Source organism: Streptomyces sp. NPDC101194 (genome assembly GCF_044767885.1).
In the GTDB taxonomy this organism is placed as follows: domain Bacteria; phylum Actinomycetota; class Actinomycetes; order Streptomycetales; family Streptomycetaceae; genus Streptomyces.
Genome location: NZ_JBIWOS010000004.1, coordinates 256,353 through 273,338 on the forward strand (window position 1 = coordinate 256,353; position 16,986 = coordinate 273,338).

18 protein-coding genes and 2 pseudogenes are annotated in these 16,986 nt (G+C 66.1%); 7 read left to right on the forward strand and 13 right to left on the reverse strand.

Annotated features, from left to right (window positions below; all coding sequences use genetic code 11):
* Nucleotides 1-108 precede the first annotated feature (108 nt).
* The 3 genes and pseudogenes from ACIRP2_RS17785 to ACIRP2_RS17795 all read left to right on the forward strand — a co-directional run bounded on the left by ACIRP2_RS17785 (nucleotide 109) and on the right by ACIRP2_RS17795 (nucleotide 3,710).
* Nucleotides 109-1,821 carry a serine/threonine protein kinase gene (locus ACIRP2_RS17785; RefSeq protein WP_404251222.1) on the forward strand — a complete coding sequence of 571 codons (1,713 nt, stop codon included), beginning with the start codon at nucleotides 109-111 and terminating at the stop codon, nucleotides 1,819-1,821.
* 208 nt (nucleotides 1,822-2,029) lie between these two features.
* Nucleotides 2,030-3,036 (forward strand): annotated as a pseudogene (locus tag ACIRP2_RS17790) (transposase); the annotation flags it as partial.
* Nucleotides 3,037-3,398: 362 nt separating this feature from the next.
* The gene (locus ACIRP2_RS17795) at nucleotides 3,399-3,710 is read left to right on the forward strand and encodes an IS3 family transposase (protein WP_404251224.1); all 312 of its coding nucleotides are present in this window, start codon (nucleotides 3,399-3,401) and stop codon (nucleotides 3,708-3,710) included.
* Here ACIRP2_RS17795 and ACIRP2_RS17800 read toward each other — a convergent pair.
* The 4 genes and pseudogenes from ACIRP2_RS17800 to ACIRP2_RS17815 all read right to left on the reverse strand — a co-directional run bounded on the left by ACIRP2_RS17800 (nucleotide 3,602) and on the right by ACIRP2_RS17815 (nucleotide 6,671).
* On the reverse strand, nucleotides 3,602-4,498 hold the full coding sequence (locus tag ACIRP2_RS17800; protein WP_404251226.1) for a hypothetical protein: 897 nt from the start codon (nucleotides 4,496-4,498) through the stop codon (nucleotides 3,602-3,604). The genes ACIRP2_RS17795 and ACIRP2_RS17800 overlap by 109 nt on opposite strands.
* 96 nt (nucleotides 4,499-4,594) lie before the next feature.
* Nucleotides 4,595-4,855 (reverse strand): hypothetical protein, encoded by a 261-nt coding sequence (locus ACIRP2_RS17805; RefSeq protein WP_404251228.1) that lies wholly within the window; start codon nucleotides 4,853-4,855, stop codon nucleotides 4,595-4,597.
* Between the two features lie 182 nt (nucleotides 4,856-5,037).
* Nucleotides 5,038-6,003 carry a hypothetical protein gene (locus ACIRP2_RS17810; protein WP_404251230.1) on the reverse strand — a complete coding sequence of 322 codons (966 nt, stop codon included), beginning with the start codon at nucleotides 6,001-6,003 and terminating at the stop codon, nucleotides 5,038-5,040.
* Between the two features lie 254 nt (nucleotides 6,004-6,257).
* Nucleotides 6,258-6,671 (reverse strand): annotated as a pseudogene (locus tag ACIRP2_RS17815) (transposase domain-containing protein).
* A 172-nt stretch (nucleotides 6,672-6,843) separates the two neighbouring features.
* On the opposite strand from ACIRP2_RS17815, the gene sigM reads away from it, so the two are divergent.
* The 4 genes from sigM (at nucleotide 6,844) to trxA (ending at nucleotide 9,974) form a co-directional block, all read left to right on the forward strand.
* Nucleotides 6,844-7,548 carry an RNA polymerase sigma factor SigM gene (sigM, locus tag ACIRP2_RS17820; protein ID WP_404251232.1) on the forward strand — a complete coding sequence of 235 codons (705 nt, stop codon included), beginning with the start codon at nucleotides 6,844-6,846 and terminating at the stop codon, nucleotides 7,546-7,548.
* 458 nt (nucleotides 7,549-8,006) lie between these two features.
* Entirely contained in the window at nucleotides 8,007-8,498 is a 492-nt protein-coding gene (locus ACIRP2_RS17825) for a hypothetical protein (RefSeq protein WP_404251234.1), read from the forward strand.
* Between the two features lie 133 nt (nucleotides 8,499-8,631).
* The gene (trxB, locus tag ACIRP2_RS17830; RefSeq protein WP_404251236.1) at nucleotides 8,632-9,594 is read left to right on the forward strand and encodes a thioredoxin-disulfide reductase; all 963 of its coding nucleotides are present in this window, start codon (nucleotides 8,632-8,634) and stop codon (nucleotides 9,592-9,594) included.
* Nucleotides 9,595-9,641: 47 nt separating this feature from the next.
* Entirely contained in the window at nucleotides 9,642-9,974 is a 333-nt protein-coding gene (gene trxA / locus ACIRP2_RS17835) for a thioredoxin (RefSeq protein ID WP_351072285.1), read from the forward strand.
* 81 nt (nucleotides 9,975-10,055) lie between these two features.
* On the opposite strand, the gene ACIRP2_RS17840 is transcribed toward trxA, so the two are convergent.
* From ACIRP2_RS17840 to rpmH, 9 genes are all read right to left on the reverse strand, one after another.
* Complete coding sequence (locus ACIRP2_RS17840) at nucleotides 10,056-10,673, reverse strand: GNAT family N-acetyltransferase (protein ID WP_404251239.1); 618 nt, start codon at nucleotides 10,671-10,673, stop codon at nucleotides 10,056-10,058.
* Between the two features lie 303 nt (nucleotides 10,674-10,976).
* Nucleotides 10,977-12,077, reverse strand: coding sequence for a ParB/RepB/Spo0J family partition protein (locus ACIRP2_RS17845; protein ID WP_404251241.1), 1,101 nt, complete (start codon nucleotides 12,075-12,077; stop codon nucleotides 10,977-10,979).
* A complete protein-coding gene (locus ACIRP2_RS17850; protein WP_404251930.1) occupies nucleotides 12,074-13,153 on the reverse strand; it encodes a ParA family protein in 1,080 nt (359 codons plus the stop codon). The genes ACIRP2_RS17845 and ACIRP2_RS17850 overlap by 4 nt, the downstream gene beginning before the upstream one ends.
* Before the next feature lie 291 nt (nucleotides 13,154-13,444).
* Nucleotides 13,445-14,161, reverse strand: a complete 717-nt coding sequence (gene rsmG, locus ACIRP2_RS17855; RefSeq protein ID WP_361449628.1) for a 16S rRNA (guanine(527)-N(7))-methyltransferase RsmG — start codon at nucleotides 14,159-14,161, stop codon at nucleotides 13,445-13,447.
* A gap of 109 nt (nucleotides 14,162-14,270) precedes the next feature.
* On the reverse strand, nucleotides 14,271-14,780 hold the full coding sequence (locus tag ACIRP2_RS17860) for a R3H domain-containing nucleic acid-binding protein (protein ID WP_114245516.1): 510 nt from the start codon (nucleotides 14,778-14,780) through the stop codon (nucleotides 14,271-14,273).
* Between the two features lie 14 nt (nucleotides 14,781-14,794).
* Nucleotides 14,795-16,045 (reverse strand): membrane protein insertase YidC, encoded by a 1,251-nt coding sequence (gene yidC, locus ACIRP2_RS17865; RefSeq protein WP_404251244.1) that lies wholly within the window; start codon nucleotides 16,043-16,045, stop codon nucleotides 14,795-14,797.
* 3 nt (nucleotides 16,046-16,048) lie between these two features.
* On the reverse strand, nucleotides 16,049-16,408 hold the full coding sequence (yidD, locus tag ACIRP2_RS17870; protein ID WP_404251246.1) for a membrane protein insertion efficiency factor YidD: 360 nt from the start codon (nucleotides 16,406-16,408) through the stop codon (nucleotides 16,049-16,051).
* Complete coding sequence (rnpA, locus tag ACIRP2_RS17875; protein WP_351072269.1) at nucleotides 16,405-16,776, reverse strand: ribonuclease P protein component; 372 nt, start codon at nucleotides 16,774-16,776, stop codon at nucleotides 16,405-16,407. The genes yidD and rnpA overlap by 4 nt, the downstream gene beginning before the upstream one ends.
* An 18-nt stretch (nucleotides 16,777-16,794) precedes the next feature.
* Nucleotides 16,795-16,932 carry a 50S ribosomal protein L34 gene (rpmH, locus tag ACIRP2_RS17880; protein ID WP_030930485.1) on the reverse strand — a complete coding sequence of 46 codons (138 nt, stop codon included), beginning with the start codon at nucleotides 16,930-16,932 and terminating at the stop codon, nucleotides 16,795-16,797.
* Nucleotides 16,933-16,986 lie beyond the last annotated feature (54 nt).

A 16,986-nucleotide genomic window follows, 5' to 3' on the forward strand; every position in this document is an offset into this window, starting at 1 on the left:
CATCACCGCCTCTGGCGTGTCGTGCATAGCGCCGGAGTGTGGGCACAATTGGCGTGACTGTGCAGAGCTGGCTGGCATCGCGCAACGGATGGGGAGGCAGGAACGACGGTGGCGGAACGTAGCACGGCTGCCGTCGACGTGGCCGACAACAGCGGTGATGAGCCGCTGACCGCCAAGGCGGACGAGGCCACGACCGACGGGACGGCAGAAGCTCAGGACACGACGGGCACCGAGCCGCAGGACACGGACGGAGAGCGGATCAGCTCCGAAACCGCCCTGCCAACCCCTGATCTGCACAGCGGGCACAAACTTGCCAGACGGTACCGGCTCGAGGAGTGCGTCACCCGTCTGGACGGATTCAGCAGCTGGCGCGCTGTCGACGAGAAGCTGCGCCGCGCCGTGGGCGTTCATCTGCTCCCGGCCGATCACCCCCGCGCCCGCTCCGTGCTGGCCGCCGCCAGATCCTCCGCCCTGCTCGGCGACCCGCGCTTCGTGCAGGTGCTCGACGCGGTGGAGGAGGACGACCTCGTCTATGTCGTCCATGAGTGGCTCCCCGACGCCACCGAGCTCACCTCTCTGCTGGCCTCGGGGCCGATGGAGGCGCACGACGCGTACCAGCTCGTCAGCCAGGTCTCCCAGGCCATGGCAGCCGCGCACCGAGAAGGGCTCGCGCATCTGAGGCTGACGCCCGGGGCGGTGCTGCGCAGCTCGACCGGCCAGTACCGCATCCGTGGCCTCGCGGTGAACGCCGCCCTGCGGGGCATCACCTCCGAAGGCCCCCAGCGTGCGGACACCGAGGCGATCGGTGCCCTGCTCTATGCCGCGCTGACCCAGCGCTGGCCGTACGAGACCGACGCCTACGGCCTGTCCGGGCTGCCCAAGGGAATGGGGTTGATCGCCCCCGACCAGGTGCGGGCCGGCGTGCATCGGGGCCTGTCCGAGCTCTCCATGCGCGCACTCGCCAACGACGGCGCCACTGCCTCCCGGCAGGAACAACCGTGCACCACCCCGGACGAGCTGGCCAAGGCCGTTGCCGCGATGCCCCGCATCCGTCCTCCGGAGCCCACCTTCACGGCCCCTCCGGAGTATCAGCGCACGACCTACCAGCAGGGCACCTACGGACGCCCGACTGCAAGCCTTGGCGCCACGCAGCCCGTGGCTGTGCCACCGGCCCCGCTCCAGAGCCGCACCGGCAAGGTCCTCAAGTGGGCGGTGTCCGCACTGCTCATTGCCGCCCTGGGCCTCGGCAGCTGGCAACTCGCCGAGGCGCTGCTCAACAGCGACCCGAGTGACCCCGGCAGTACACAGATCAACCCGAAAAACGGTGACGACGGCAAGAAGGAGCCCACGGGCCAACTGCTCACGGTCAAGGACGCGGTCGAGTACTTTCCGGATGGAAAGGCACAGCACCCCGACGACGTTCACCTGACGTATGACGGCGACAGCACGACGTACTGGCGGTCCAAGAGCTTCATAGACGGCCCCAAATTGGCTCCCTTCAAACAGGGCGTCGGCATCATGTATGAACTCGATTCCGCCCAGTTCATTTCGTCAGCCTCCGTAAAACTTCAATTCGGTGGCGATCACACCACCGCCTCGCTCTACGCGGCCGACTCTCTCAGCTCATCAACGCCGCTAACATCGATGAAGAAAATTGCAACGACCGAGACGATCGGCACAGAAGCGAAACTGCAAACGAAGAACCCGGTAAAGACCCGGTTCGTTCTCGTATGGCTTACCGACATGCCGAAGTCACCCGCCGATCGCTACAGTAGCGCAGGCTACAAACAAGCCATCATCGATGTTAAATTCATGGGCTGACTATCTACTCGCGGGTCACCACACTCGCCCCTCTGTTCACCGATGCCGCGGGCAACGCCGCAATCCCACCAGCCGTCAGAAACACACGGTGTCGCCATAACTCATCCGCACCGCCAGGCAGCGCAGTAGGAGTAGGACTAGACCGTGCAACGGTTCGGGAAGTCGTGCGGGGGACTGTAAATCGTTCGACTCTGTCTTATGGTCGGTGGTGACGAAATGTGACCGGGATCGTTGGCGTCGCATGCGCGACGTCAACTCCCTTATCAGGAAATTGTTTTCCGAGTTGTCGGCACTGGTCATTGAGAACGTGACGGACAGCGGGCCGGGCAAGCGCCCGACTCTCCGCTACCTCATCGTTGTGATCTCACGCTCGAGCGCGCTGCGGATGCTGATGCGGCTGCCACTGCCCACGCTGCGCGTGCCGCGGGTGCTCGGCGTCGACGACTTTGCGCTGAAGCTGCACGACCGCTGTGCCAGCATCCTGATCGACGCCGAGACCGGCGAGCGGATCGACGTGCTGGCGAAGCGCAGCGCGACCACACGCGAGCGGTGGCTGCGCGAACATCCCGGCGTCGAGGTCGTCTGCCGCGACGGCTCGGGGGCCTACGGCGAGGCAGTCCGCCGGGCCTTGCCTGACGCGGTGCAGGTCAGCGACTGCTGGCACTTCTGGGAGAACCTCTGCGACAAGACTCCGGCTGAGATCCGCTCCCACAGTTCCTGCTGGGCAACCGTAAAACCGCCCGGAGCAGTACATGAGCTGACCACCCGCAAACGATGGCACCAGGTCCACGACCTGCTCGGTAAAAGCGTGGGACTACTGGAGTGCGCCCGACGCCTCAACCTCGCTCTCAACACCGTCAAGCATTACGCGCGTACCCGGGAATCGGAGGCCCTGCGCTACCAGCCCACCCTCGTCGAACTCTACCGCGACCACCTCCGCACCCGTCGGGCCGCCGACCCCGCCGTTCCAGTGCTCCAGCCCTTCCGCGAGATCACGGAGCTGGGCTACACCGGCAGCCTCAGCCTCCTCTACCGCTACATCGCCCAAGGCCGGGCCGAGAGTAACCGGCCCGTCATCACCCCGCGCACTTTGCCCGCCTTCTGCTGCCCCGCCCCGACAACCTGCGGGACAAGCTCTGGCGGCACCTCACCGACGCCTGCCCCGAGATGGCGGAACTCGCCCACCTCAACCAGGAGTTCGCCGAACTCCTCACGACGAGTCCGGCGCGAAAGCGTCAACGTCGGCCGCAAGCATGTCCAACGACTCATGCGCCAGGCCGGACTCGCAGGGATCAGCCCACGCCGTGACAAGAGCTTCGCCCGACATGACCCGGACGCGGATCCAGCTCCTGCCCTGGTCAGGCGCGACTTCACCGCGAATGGGACAAACCGGCTGTGAGTCACCGACCTGATCCTGGCCTCGCTGGAATACGCCCTGGCCAGCCGCGAGCCCGTTGCCGGCGAGTTCATTCACCATGCGGACCACGGCTGCCAATACACGTCCGTGAAGCTCACAACACGCCTGGTCAGAGCTGGGATCCAAGCGTCCATGGGCTCGGTCGGCGACTCGTACGAGAATGCCCTGGCGGAGAACCTCTGGATGCACCCGCGTCAAGGCGAGCCTCGCGGTCTTCGAATACATCGACGGCTTCTACAACCCCCGCCGCATCCAGAAACGGCTCGGCTACCTCAGCCCGATCGAGTACGAAGAGAAGCACTACGCCAACCAGGCAGCCAGCGAACCTGAAACCATGCCAACCCGCCCTGACCAAAGCACTGCTCAGTTGCTGAGGCGCTTGATGACCTCGCTGGCATTGCTCACCTTGCGCTTCTGGAAGGAGCGCAGCCTGTTCAGCGTCGAGGATTTGTTCTTGACCATGCGTGCCTGAATCTCGGTCTCGACCGCACCCCAGGTCTTCAGCAGACCCACCTCGGTCTTGCAGTCCATGTCCGCCAGGGCCACAGCCCTCTCCCGCTGGGTCGGTTCCTCGGTGTCGAAAGCCCGATCGCCCACGGACGCCATGGGGTCCTGGTACGAGTAGCCGTGGCGTTCCACGCACGTCGACCACTCACGGAAAGCCTGTACGACTCTCTTGTCGGCCAGGGAGTGCCTGAAGCTCTCCTTGTCGATGGTCGCTGCGACGGCGATGTCCGACTCGGGGAGCGGTCCGCCGTTCAGCTGGACCTCAGCATCCCCGTAACAGCCGCCGGGTGGAATCGTGCGGCCGTCGGGACTTTTCGTCTGTTGCTCTCCCTTGCGATTCGTTCCGAACAGGATCGCCTTCTGTGCCTCGGTGGGCTGCTTGGCAACGTCTGCCTGTCCGGCCTGTGGGGGCAGGTGGTATCCGTGCTCGCGGGCGACCTCGCGGTCCGTTATCCCGTAGCGCCTGGCGGATTCGAGAACCAACGGTGAAGGGTCCGGTATCCGGTAGTCGAGACCGAACCCTCGCAGACACTCATTGGCCAGGAGTACCTTGGCACGCTCGACCGTGTGGGACTCCTGGGCAGTGAGAGCGAACTTTTCAATCGGCAGGGAAGCACTGGCAGAGGGTGCTGCCGAGGAGCGAGCGTCCATGCCTTGACCACCGGACTTGCCACCGGTGCCTACTTGAGGGGCCGAGCAGGAGGTCGTCGCCATGAGCACGGTCGCCACGAGCGCAAGAGCACGTGACGTCATACCTGGCAAGTCCTGTCTCGCCGCGGACACTGCACACTCCTCCACAAGAATGGGGCGGCCGCTTGGAACGCGTCCGCCGCAAATCCATGACCCTGGTCAGCTGAAGTTGACGCAGCCCTGGCTGACCTTCGCGCTCCGGAAGAGCACCGACGCATTGTTGTTGTACGTATTCGAGAGCTGGTAGGCAGCCGGCCGTTCGTTCGTGTGGAGCTTGTCGCAAGGGCCTGCGTAGCCGCTGTTGTAGTAGATCGTCACGCTGGAGTCGACACTCCAGATACGCGCCTTCGCCGAGGCCGCGTGGTTCTTCAGGCTCATTCCCTGCCCGGCACCGGAGCTCAGAAAGGTGTACGCAGCCAAGTCGCGGATTCCCTCGCTGCCAGTACCGGTGGAGCTGAACCTCGTGTACGAGCCCGCATAGCCGGTGTTGTAGAAGAAAACCAGGCACTGGGAATCACAGCTGGTGCTGCTGGATGAGTCGGTCCAGACCGATGCGCTCGCCGGGGAAGCCGCGACAAGGGCGCTCGCAATGGCCGATATCGCTACTGAAGCAGTAACAAGTGCCTTACGGACAAAAAGCATTGACTCCCCATTTCAAGATCGTTTTCGGCGCTCGTCAGCTTACCCCGAGTGTGGACAGGCCCCATGACGCCATCCCGCTTCCATGCTCGTACACGCGTCCGCCCCGGGTGGGCGAACGCCGAGAGGTGTGTCAGAACGGCCGAAGGGAGCGGTCTTGAAACCGTCGTTGCGGCGGCGTCACTGATTAACCTCAATACCAGTGGCTTAAGGGATCGAGCCCCAGCTTCGTGCGACCTTCGTTGGTGGGTTGCTAAGGCTTTACGCCAGTACGGGGCGATGGCGACGACCCTGGCCGGGCTCCGGGCGGGTTGAGGAGAGTGTCGGTGTTCGTCGCGTTTGACGCCGAAGCCGGACATCTTGCGATTGCTGGCGCGGGGGTTGAAGCATCTGCGGCAGGCAGGCAGCAGGTGTCGGGATATCTCCTGCAGGCCTCCGGCGAGGGCTGTGGCCAGGCGGCCGGAGGAAAAGGCCGCCTGCACGGTGACCTGGCGGCGGGCGAGGCGGAGGCTGCGAGTGAAAAAGATCCGGTCGGCGTCGAGTTGGGCGGCGTCCGCGGTGTCGTACATCAGGCTGCGAATGGTGTAGCGGAACAGCAGGTGGCCCCAGACTCCCTGTTCGACGCCGTCGGCCGTACGGGAACGCAGGACCTGGGCGGGACCGCGCTGGTGGGTCTTCAGCTCGTTCAGCGTGGTCTCGATCTCCCACCGCTCGTGGTAGAGGGCGGCCGCGGGGTCGAGGTTCGTGGTGATCAGCTGGTAGGGGACATCCTGTTCGGGAGAGTTTGTGCCGTGAAGTACGTACCCGACGACCCGCACGGGCGTGGGGTCGGCGCGCTTACGGTCCTTCGCGACGACGATCTCCGACAGGGAGGAACTGTCGGGAAGTTCCTCGCGCGTCGGCAGGATCTGATGCAGCGAATCCGCCACAGCAGGTCCACGCCGCCGGCCGAGCCCGCCCGCCGCAGCTCCACCCCGGTGAACCCACGGTCGGCCAGCAACAGATCCCTCTCGCCGAGATGGCCGAACAGCCCACGAGCCAGGGCCGGTTCGGAGGACGACAGCGGCCCCAGGGCGGCGGTGATGGCGCGGGTGCCACACTCGGGCCAGCGCCACCATCCGCACCTGCGGATACGCGCACCGCTCGGTGCGACGGTCTTCGGCCGCCCGAAGTGCGCGGCGTTCTACTCGCTGCACGGCACATCGAAGACCGTGCCGTCGATCACCACCAGCCACCACCGCCCATACCTCGCACCTCGGGTCTCCTCGGTCGCCAACGGCCGGGCAACCTCGGCGAACAGCGCCTTCAAAGGCTCCGGTCCCAGCTTCACCTGCGCCCGCGAGATCGCCGCCGTACTCGGCACCTGCCACGAGCCCGACCAGCGCTTCGCCCAGGTCAGGCCCTACATGAACAGCCGCGCGACCTCCGCATGGTCCTGCCTTGAGAACAGGCACATCGCCAGCACGAAATAGACCACCACCCGCGGCGCCAGCAGCCGAGTGCACAGGCCAGAAAGGCCACACTCAGCGACCACCCGGTCCACCAGCTCCGGCCTCGCCCGTCGGCCCAAGGCCCTCTGCCACGGCGTCACCCTCATCCCGGCAGCCGCCTGACAGCACACGCTACCGGGGCGGGATCTCGGAGATCTCCGTACTCAAGTGACCGCGAGGCAGGTGGGTCGGACCCACGGGCCTTTTGCGCCCCTGCCCCGTCCGCTCGAATCGTGATAGACAGACCCACCTTGACGCAGCAAAAGGGAGGGAGGGGAAGTGGCCGGCGAGCCGTCAGAACCACTCAGCGACTCAGACCTCCTCGCTCGCCATGTGGCCGGTGAACCCGACGCCTTCGGCGAGCTCGTACGACGCCACCGCGACCGGCTGTGGGCCGTGGCACTCCGGACCCTGGGTGACCGCGAGGAAGCCGCCGACGCCGTCCAGGACGCCTTGGTCTCCGCCTTCCGGGCCGCCCACACCTTCCGCGGCCAGTCCGCCGTCACCACCTGGCTGCACCGCATCACCGTCAACGCCTGCCTCGACCGGGTCCGCAAGGCAGCCACCCGCAAGACTTCACCGGTCAATGACGCCGAACGGTTCGAGCAGCTCCTCGACCCGCACGAGTCTGCCGAGGCGCCGGCGGAGCGTCAGGATCTGCACCGCGAACTCCTGGCCGCACTCGCCACTCTCCCCGGCGAACAACGTGCCGCGCTCGTCCTCGTGGACATGCAGGGATACCCCGTGGCCGAGGCAGCACGCATCCTCGACGTACCGACCGGCACCGTGAAGAGCCGCTGTGCCAGGGGCCGGGCCCGGCTGGCCCCTCTGCTCGCCCACCTCCGCAGTGAGAGTGCGAAGACCGATGAAACCGCCACGGAAAGGAACCGGACGCCACGCGCATCCGTCCCACCGGCATCGGGGCCGAGAGACACCGGGACAAGCGATCCTGCTGCAGTGAAGGGCGGAGGTGGGCGCGCATGACATCAACGACCGACACGACCCAGCACCCGGATGTCTCGGAGATCTCCGATCTCATGGAAGGGCTGCTCCCACCGTCACGTGCGGCAGAGGTGCGCAGTCATGTGGACGGCTGCGCACTCTGCGGTGATGTCCATGCGTCCCTCGTTGAGATCCGAGGGCTGCTCGGCGCTGTGCCAGAACCACACCCCATGCCCGACGATGTCGCCGAGCGCATCGACGCCGCGCTCGCCGCCGAGGCCCTCCGCACCACGGCACCCGCCGACGCGGCACATGTTTCACGTGAAACAGAACGTTCCGTGGCACAGAAGTCGAGCACGGAACCCACCGGCCCCTCGAGCCGTCCTGCGGGGCATTCGAGGGCAGCGACCGGCCCCGGACGCCGATCTGCCGGACGTCGCCGCCGCGCAGCCGTCCTCGGCACCGCTCTCGGTGCAGCCGTGGTCGGCGTGAGCGTCCTCATGCTGCAGAGCCTTCAGCCGTCACAGGAGGCTGCCGGCCTCAAGGCGGCGGACCGAAGCTCCGACTCCACGGCAAAGAGCGCGGGGGGCTTCTCGGAATCCACGCTCGAAGACGAGGTACACACGCTGCTTGCGAGTACCACCACGAGGCCTTCGACTTCGGACAGTGCTGATACGGAGAAGAAGGCGCCGTCCGTCGAGGAGCAATCGACGCCGAAGAGCGACTCCCCGGAGTCCGAATCGCCTCGCACACCGTTGCGCGCGCCCACCGTGTCCGTCCCGCCCTGTGTGGAGCAGGGCATCGGGCGTAAGGCCGCGGCCCTCGCCATGGAGGAAGGCAGCTACGAAGGAACGCATGCTTTCCTGGTCGTGCTGCCGCACCCGTCCGACGCGACACGTGTTCAGGCGTATGTCGTCGACGCGGCCTGCGTCGGGGAGAAGCCCACCGCCAAGGGGAAGCTGCTGCTGACTCGCGCCTACACGCGCCCCTGAGAATCGCGCCGTACGCCGCCCCGGCACGTCGGGAATGCATCCCCCGTAGGATCCGTTGGGTGGGGTGAGAGTCGTTGAACCGGCCCCAGTAGGCGTGGACAGTAGGCAGTCTGCAGAGACGAGGAAGAAACCCGTGAGCGACGTCCGTAACGTGATCATCATCGGCTCCGGCCCCGCGGGCTACACGGCCGCCCTTTACACCGCACGCGCCTCGCTGAAGCCGCTGGTGTTCGAGGGCGCCGTCACCGCCGGTGGCGCGCTGATGAACACCACCGACGTGGAGAACTTCCCGGGCTTCCAGGACGGGATCATGGGCCCCGAGCTCATGGACAACATGCGCGCCCAGGCAGAGCGCTTCGGCGCCGAGCTCGTCCCCGACGATGTCGTTTCCGTGGACCTCACCGGAGACATCAAGACGGTGACCGACACGGCCGGGACGGTGCACCGCGCCAAGGCCGTGATCGTGACGACCGGCTCCCAGCACCGCAAGCTCGGCCTGCCCAATGAGGACGCCCTCTCCGGTCGAGGCGTCTCCTGGTGCGCCACCTGTGACGGCTTCTTCTTCAAGGACCAGGACATCGCCGTGGTCGGCGGTGGTGACACCGCGATGGAGGAGGCGACCTTCCTCTCCCGCTTCGCCAAGTCGGTCACCATCGTTCACCGCCGTGACTCGCTGCGGGCCTCCAAGGCCATGCAGGACCGCGCCTTCGCCGACCCGAAGATCAAGTTCGCCTGGGACAGCGAGGTTGCCGGAGTCGAGGGCGAGCAGAAGCTGTCCGGTCTGACCCTGCGGAACACCAAGACCGGCGAGACGTCGGAGCTCCCGGTGACCGGCCTGTTCATCGCTGTGGGCCACGACCCGCGCACCGAGCTCTTCAAGGGCCAGCTCGACCTCGACGACGAGGGCTACCTCAAGGTCGACGCCCCCTCGACACGCACCAACCTGACCGGTGTCTTCGGCGCCGGTGACGTAGTCGACCACACCTACCGGCAGGCCATCACCGCTGCCGGCACGGGCTGCTCGGCCGCTCTCGACGCCGAACGCTTCCTCGCTGCGCTCGCCGATGACGAGAAGGCCGCTGCGGCCACCGTCTGATCCACGACTTTCTCACCCCACACCCCAAAGTAGTTAAGGAGGCCGCCGTGGCCGGCGCCCTGAAGAACGTGACCGACGACTCCTTCGACGAGGTCGTCCTGAAGAGCGAGAAGCCCGTACTGGTGGACTTCTGGGCCGCTTGGTGCGGTCCCTGCCGCCAGATCGCGCCGTCGCTGGAGGCCATCGCTGCCGAGCACGGCGACCAGATCGAGATCGTCAAGCTCAACATCGACGAGAACCCGGCCACGGCCGCCAAGTACGGCGTCATGTCCATCCCGACCCTGAACGTCTACCAGGGCGGCGAGGTCGCCAAGACCATCGTCGGCGCCAAGCCGAAGGCTGCGATCCTTCGCGACCTCGAAGGCTTCATCGGCGAGTAGGACCGCCGACCGTTGTTTCACGTGAAACGGGTCCATCCCTCGGGGGGATGGACCCGTTTCACGTTCGTTGTGGCCCTTCGGTCACAGCGGTCGCAGCGCCGGTTCCTTCTGGACTGCACCCAGCAACCGGTCCAGCGCCAACTCGACGTCTTCCTTCCAGGAAAGCGTCGTACGCAGCTCCAGTCTCAGCCGTGGATAGGCGGGATGCGGCCTTACGGTCTTGAAGCCCACCGCCAGCAGATGATCCGCAGGCAGCACACACGCGGGTTCCTTCCACCGGGCATCCCCGAAGGCCTCGATCGCCTTGAATCCCCGACGCAGGAGATCCTTGGCGACGGTCTGCACCATGACCCGCCCCAGACCCTGCCCCTGGTAGCCCGGCACGATCCAGGCAGTCATCAGCTGCGCGGCATCTGAGGAGACGGGACTCGTCGGAAAAGCCGTCGAGCGCGGTACATAGGCCGGTGGTGCATAGAGCACGAACCCCACCGGCACATCGTCGACATAGACGACGCGGCCGCAGGAACCCCACTCCAGCAGAACGGCCGAGATCCAGGCCTCTTTCTCCAGCTCGGGCCTTCCCGCCTTTACCGCAGCGTCCCCGCTGACCGGATCAAGCTCCCAGAAGACACACGAGCGGCAGCGCCTGGGGAGATCGGAAAGGTTGTCCAGTGTGAGCGGTACGAGCCGACGCCCCATGAAGGCTGTTCCTCGCTTCCTTCGCCCGCCGTATCGCGTACGGCAGTCAGTGCACTCCGTTCGAGGAGCAGGCTGCCGAAGAACCCTCCGACAGCCCCCAGGCCCAGCCCCACTGTCACCAGTCGACTGCGGCTCACTGATCGCATGGCCCTCCCTCCGCCGAGGTGACTCAAGCCGGATGTGCCATACCAGAACGCATCGTATCCACCCAGAGATGAAGCGGACACCGAGAGAAAGCAAAGGGCGGGCCGTGTTCCGGTATGCACCCGGACACAGCCCGCCCCTCAGCCCATCCGGCAGAGGTCAGCCCTTGTCGCCGTCAGCAGGATCGTCGGACGGTCCCTGCTCCAGCACCCGACCCTCACCCGGTGCCAGGCTGCCGAGGATGCGGTCCAGATCCTCCATCGACGCGAACTCGACGACGATCTTTCCCTTCTTCTGTCCGAGGTCGACCTTCACCCGGGTCTCGAAGCGATCCGACAGCCGGGAGGCAAGGTCAGTCAGAGCGGGCGACACCCGGCCACCCGCTCGCGGCCCCTTGGACTTGGCGGGACCCGTGGACGTGGACCCCATGAGGGTCACGATCTCTTCGACCGCCCGCACCGACAGCCCTTCGGCCACGATGCGATGCGCCAGCCTGTCCTGCTCCTCCGAGTCGTCCACGGACAGCAGCGCCCGTGCATGACCGGCCGACAGAACCCCGGCCGCAACCCTGCGCTGAACCGGAGGCGACAGCCTCAGCAGACGCAGCGTGTTGGACACCTGAGGGCGCGAACGCCCGATCCGGTCGGCCAGCTGGTCATGCGTGCACTTGAAGTCCTTGAGGAGCTGGTCGTACGCGGCCGCTTCCTCCAAGGGGTTCAACTGAGCCCGGTGAAGATTCTCCAGGAGCGCGTCCAGGAGAAGCTTCTCGTCCTCCGTGTCCCGGACAATGGCCGGGATCCGCTCCAGACCCGCCTCACGGCAGGCCCTCCAGCGACGCTCACCCATGATGAGCTCATAGCGATCCGGACCCGTCTTCCGCACAACGACCGGCTGGAGAAGGCCCACCTCCTTGATGGAGGTCACCAACTCGGCAAGTGCGTCCTCGTCGAACACCTCACGGGGCTGACGCGGGTTCGGAGTGATGGAGCCGAGCGGAACCTCGGCAAAGTACGCACCGGCAGCTCCTGACGACTCCATGCCGGCTTCGGGTGCCGTAACCGACGCACTCGGCTCCGGAACAACCGGCGCGGGCGCGAGAGTGGTCACCTTCGCAGCGGCCACCCCGCGCTCTGCCGTCAAGACAGGACCCGCCCCAGGAGACGCTGCACCCGCCCCCGTGGACGGCACCTGCTTCTCCTGGGGAGCGGCGGGGATCAGGGCACCCAGCCCACGCCCCAACCCTCTTCGACGCTCGCTCACTGAATCCCCTCCGAAATGCTCTGCTGCTGGCTGTTCCCAGTGCCCGTGTGGGCATGCTGGGCCTCGTACTGCACTCCGACACCCCGCAGGGCGATCTCACGCGCCGCTTCGAGGTACGAGAGCGACCCGCTCGAACCCGGGTCATAGGTCAGCACGGTCTGCCCATAGCTCGGTGCCTCCGAGATCCGCACCGACCGCGGAATGTTCGTCCGCAGCACCTCCTTGCCGAAGTGGCTGCGCACCTCCTCCGCGACCTGCGAGGCGAGCCTGGTCCGGCCGTCATACATGGTGAGCAGAATCGTCGACACATGCAGAGCGGGGTTGAGATGGCCCCGCACCAGGTCCACATTGCGCAGTAGCTGCCCCAGCCCTTCCAGGGCGTAGTACTCGCACTGGATGGGAATCAGCACCTCGGCACCGGCGACCAGGGCATTGACCGTCAGCAGACCGAGCGAGGGCGGGCAGTCGATCAGGATGTAGTCCAGCGGCTGCTCGTACGCCTGGATCGCCCGCTGCAGTCGACTCTCCCGCGCCACCAGCGACACCAGCTCGATCTCCGCACCGGCGAGATCGATGGTGGCGGGGGCACAGAAGAGGCCTTCGACGTCCGGGACGGGCTGGACCACCTCGGAGAGCGGCCTGCTCTCCACCAGGACGTCATAGATGGAGGGAACTTCGGCATGGTGATCGATACCCAGAGCCGTAGAGGCATTGCCCTGCGGGTCAAGATCGACCACCAGAACGCGTGCACCGTGGAGCGCGAGCGAGGCGGCAAGGTTGACCGTCGTGGTCGTCTTGCCCACCCCACCCTTCTGATTGGCCACCACCATGACGCGCGTCCGGTCAGGACGAGGCAGGCCCTCGCCGGCGCGGCCAAGGGCCTCAACCGCCAGCTGGGCCGCGCGACCGATGGGTGTGTCGTCCATCGGCGGCGGTGTTTCACGTGAAACACCCTCCCCCGCCGATTCGGTTCGGGGACCGGGGACCGGATCGGTCATCGGTCCCGCGATGTTGGCGTCGGACCGCAAGGATTCACTCTCCTCGACTTCAGGCTCGCAATGAACAGAGCCTGCCATGCTTTCGGGGTCGTGAACCAGCGAGGCCCGCTCTTCTGTGGATGAATCCACTTCTGTGGACAACTCCGTAGCCCTATCGGGCCCGCGATGCCGCGGCGCGGCGGCCGCACGACCGCGGCTGATGATCCCATGCAGCAGAGAGCGACGTTTCACGTGAAACACGATGCCCCTGCAGCGTAGCTACAGGGGCACGACACTCCGCAGGGGGTATGTATGGCCGCTTGCCGGGATCATTGCCAACAGGCGACACAAACCGTACGTAGTGGCTGAGTCCACAGCGTGACCAGCGGGTCAGCGGCGGCGTCTCGTACGGCTCGTCCTCGCGGCCTTGGCCCTCTTTGCGGCGAACCTCACACCGCCCGGGCTCTCCCCGACCACCACGCGCACCACTGTGGACATCGGATCGACAATGCCCTCTCCGACATGCAGCACCTCGGTCTCCACCACACCGAGCTTACTCAGGGCCGCACGCGCACCGGCGATCTCCTCCTCGGCGGTATCCCCTTTGAGCGCCAGCATCTCTCCGTACGGACGCAGCAGCGGAACACCCCAGCCGGCCAGTCGGTCGAGGGGCGCCACGGCGCGAGCAGTCACCACGTGAACCGGCTGCAGCGTTCCCAGGACCTCCTCGGCCCGGCCGCGCACGACCGTCACATGGTCCAGCCCCAACAGTTCGACGACTTCCTGGAGGAAGTTCGTCCGGCGGAGCAGGGGTTCCAACAAAGTGATCTTGAGATCCGGACGCACCAGCGCCAAGGGGATACCCGGCAGACCCGCCCCCGAGCCCACATCGCAGACCGTGACCCCTTCGGGCACGACCTCGGAAAGCACCGCGCAGTTCAGCAGGTGCCGCTCCCACAGGCGCGGCACCTCACGTGGGCCGATCAGCCCGCGCTTCACCCCGGCATCCGCCAGCAGTTCCGCGTACCGGACGGCCTCCGGGAAGAACTCGCCGAAAACCGCCCGTGCCCCTTCGGGCGCCTGGGGAAGCTCTACTTCCGCCGTCACGGGATCCGTCCTTCCATACCGCACTACCGCACTGTGGGTGGCTGACTATCAGGCTGACAAAGATCGGCCCCGCCTGCGAACAGACGGGGCCGACAGAACAAGGGTCCGGTCAGGCCGGGAGAACGACGACGAAGCGCTGCGGCTCCTCGCCCTCGGACTCACTGCGCAGACCGGCGGCCGCGACTGCATCGTGCACGACCTTGCGCTCGAACGGCGTCATCGGGTCCAGCTTCACCGGCTCACCGGTGCTCTTGACCTCGTCGGCGGCCTTGGCGCCCAGCTCGGCAAGCTCGGCCCGCTTCTTGGCCCGGAAGCCCGCGATGTCCAGCATCAGCCGACTGCGGTCACCGGTCTCCCGGTGCACAGCAAGCCGCGTCAGCTCCTGGAGCGCCTCCAGCACCTCACCGTCGCGGCCCACGAGCTTCTGCAGATCACGTGCCGAATCGCTGATGATCGAAACCGCGGCCCGGTCCGCCTCGACGTCCATGTCGATGTCGCCGTCGAGATCGGCGATGTCGAGCAGGCCCTCGAGATAGTCCGCCGCGATCTCGCCCTCCTGCTCAAGGCGGGTCAAGGTGTCGCTGCCCTCAGCGGCCGTGGAGGTGGTGCCTTCCGTCACGGATGGACTCCTTCTTACTTCTTGGACGGGTGCTTGGGCCGCTGCGGACCCTTGCGCTGCCCGGACTTGGCTTGGCGTGAGGAGCCGGACGCGGACTTGCCCTCCGGCTTCGACTTGTCGTCCTGCGATCCGTCCTGCTTCTGCAGGGAGGTCTTGGATCCCGACTCGGTGGAGCCGGCGTCCTTGGCGCCACCGGTCTGACGCTGGGCCTTGGTCTGGCGCTTGGGCTGCTGACGCCGCTGCGCGGCTCCGCCCTCGGCGTCGGCAAGAGCCGTGTCGCTCTTGATCACCGTGCCGTCCTCCTGGGCGGCGAGGCCCAGCTTGGCCAGCCCCGTGATGAACTTCCGCTCGATGTCGTTGCGGTCCGGGCCCTTGGAAACGATCCGCTTGACCGTATTGCGCTTCGTCCTGCCACGGACCTCACCGTGAGCGGTGACGCTCTTCAGTAGGCGTCCCAGGTACTGGTCCTGCGCCTTGCTGCCCGGCGTCGGGTTCTGGTTGATCACGTACATCTGCTGACCCATGGTCCAGACGTTGGTGGTCAGCCAGTAGACGAGGACACCGACGGGGAAGTTGATGCCCATGACGGCGAAGATCACGGGGAAGATGTACATCAGCATCTTCTGCTGCTGCATGTACGGCGTCTTGACCGTCAGGTCGACGTTCTTCGTCATCAGCTGGCGCTGGGTGAAGAACTGCGACGCCGACATCATCACGATCATGATCGCGGTGACGACCCGGACATCGGTCAGAGAGGCACCGAGAGCGGTGACGTCCGCCGTGCTGTCCATGAACTTGGCAGCGAGCGGAGCACCGAAGATGTGTGCCTTACGGGCGCTGTCGAGCAGCGGCTGGTCGATGACACCGATCGTCTTGCCCGAGGCGATGGCCGACAGCACGTGATACAGGGCGAAGAAGAACGGCGACTGCGCCAGGATGGGAAGGCACGAGGAGAGCGGGTTGGTACCCGTCTCCTTGTACAGCTTCATCATCTCTTCGGACTGTCGCTGCTTGTCGTTCTTGTAGCGCTCCTGGATCGCCTTCATCTTCGGCTGGAGCACCTGCATGTTCCGGGTCGACTTGATCTGCTTCACGAAAAGCGGGATCAGGCAGATCCGGATCAGCACCACCAGGGACACGATGGACAGGCCCCAGGCCCAACCCGTGTCATCGCCGAAGATCGCTCCGTACAACTTGTGGAACTGGACGATGACCCATGAAACGGGCCAGGTGATAAAGCTGAACAGACTGGCAATCGTGTCCACTAATCAAGCTCCTTGAGCATTGGGCGAAGTCTCTGCGGCCGGGCTCGGGGGGTCGGAATCCGCCCCCCGGGGAGGCACATCAGCGGCGGAGTCCCCGCCCTTGCCACCGCGCATGGCATTACGCAGCAGTTCGTGCCAACGCGGACGTTTGCGCGGTGGAACGTGGTCCACGCCACCGGGTGACCACGGATTGCACCGAAGGATGCGCCAAGCCGTCAGCGCGGTTCCCTTGATCGCTCCGTGCCGGTCGATCGCCGTATATCCATAGTGGGAACACGACGGGTAATAACGGCAGACAGGCCCGAGGAGTGGGCTGATCGTCCACTGGTACAGCTTGATAAGAGCCAGCAGCGGGTACTTCATCGCGCGCCACCTCCCAGTAGCCGCTGCAGAGCGGCGTCCAGGTCTCGGGCCAGCTGTTCATGGTCGGCGTCACCCGCTCCGGGCAACGCTCGTACGACAACCAGGCTACCGGGGGGCAGCAGGGCCAGCCGTTCGCGGACCAGATGGCGAAGCCTTCGCTTCACCGCTGTGCGCACAACCGCTCCACCCACGGATTTGCTGACAACGAAACCCGCACGCGGCGGGGGAGCGTTCTCCCCAGTCACGTGCGGGTCCGTTGCACCGCTGCGTAGATGAACGACGAGTAGCGGGCGGCCGGCCCGGCGTCCTCGACGTACTGCGGTCGCGAAGTCCTCGCGCCGCCTCAGCCGATTCTCGGTAGGCAGCACGTCATGACCTGTAAGCGATCAGGCGGACAGGTTGGCGCGACCCTTGCCACGGCGGGACGCAAGGATCGCGCGGCCGGCTCGGGTACGCATACGCAGCCGGAAGCCGTGGGTCTTCGCGCGACGACGGTTGTTCGGCTGGAAGGTGCGCTTGCTCACTCGGGGGCTCCAGAAATGACTCGTGTGTTGGCGGGACATCGCCTGGCTGTCACC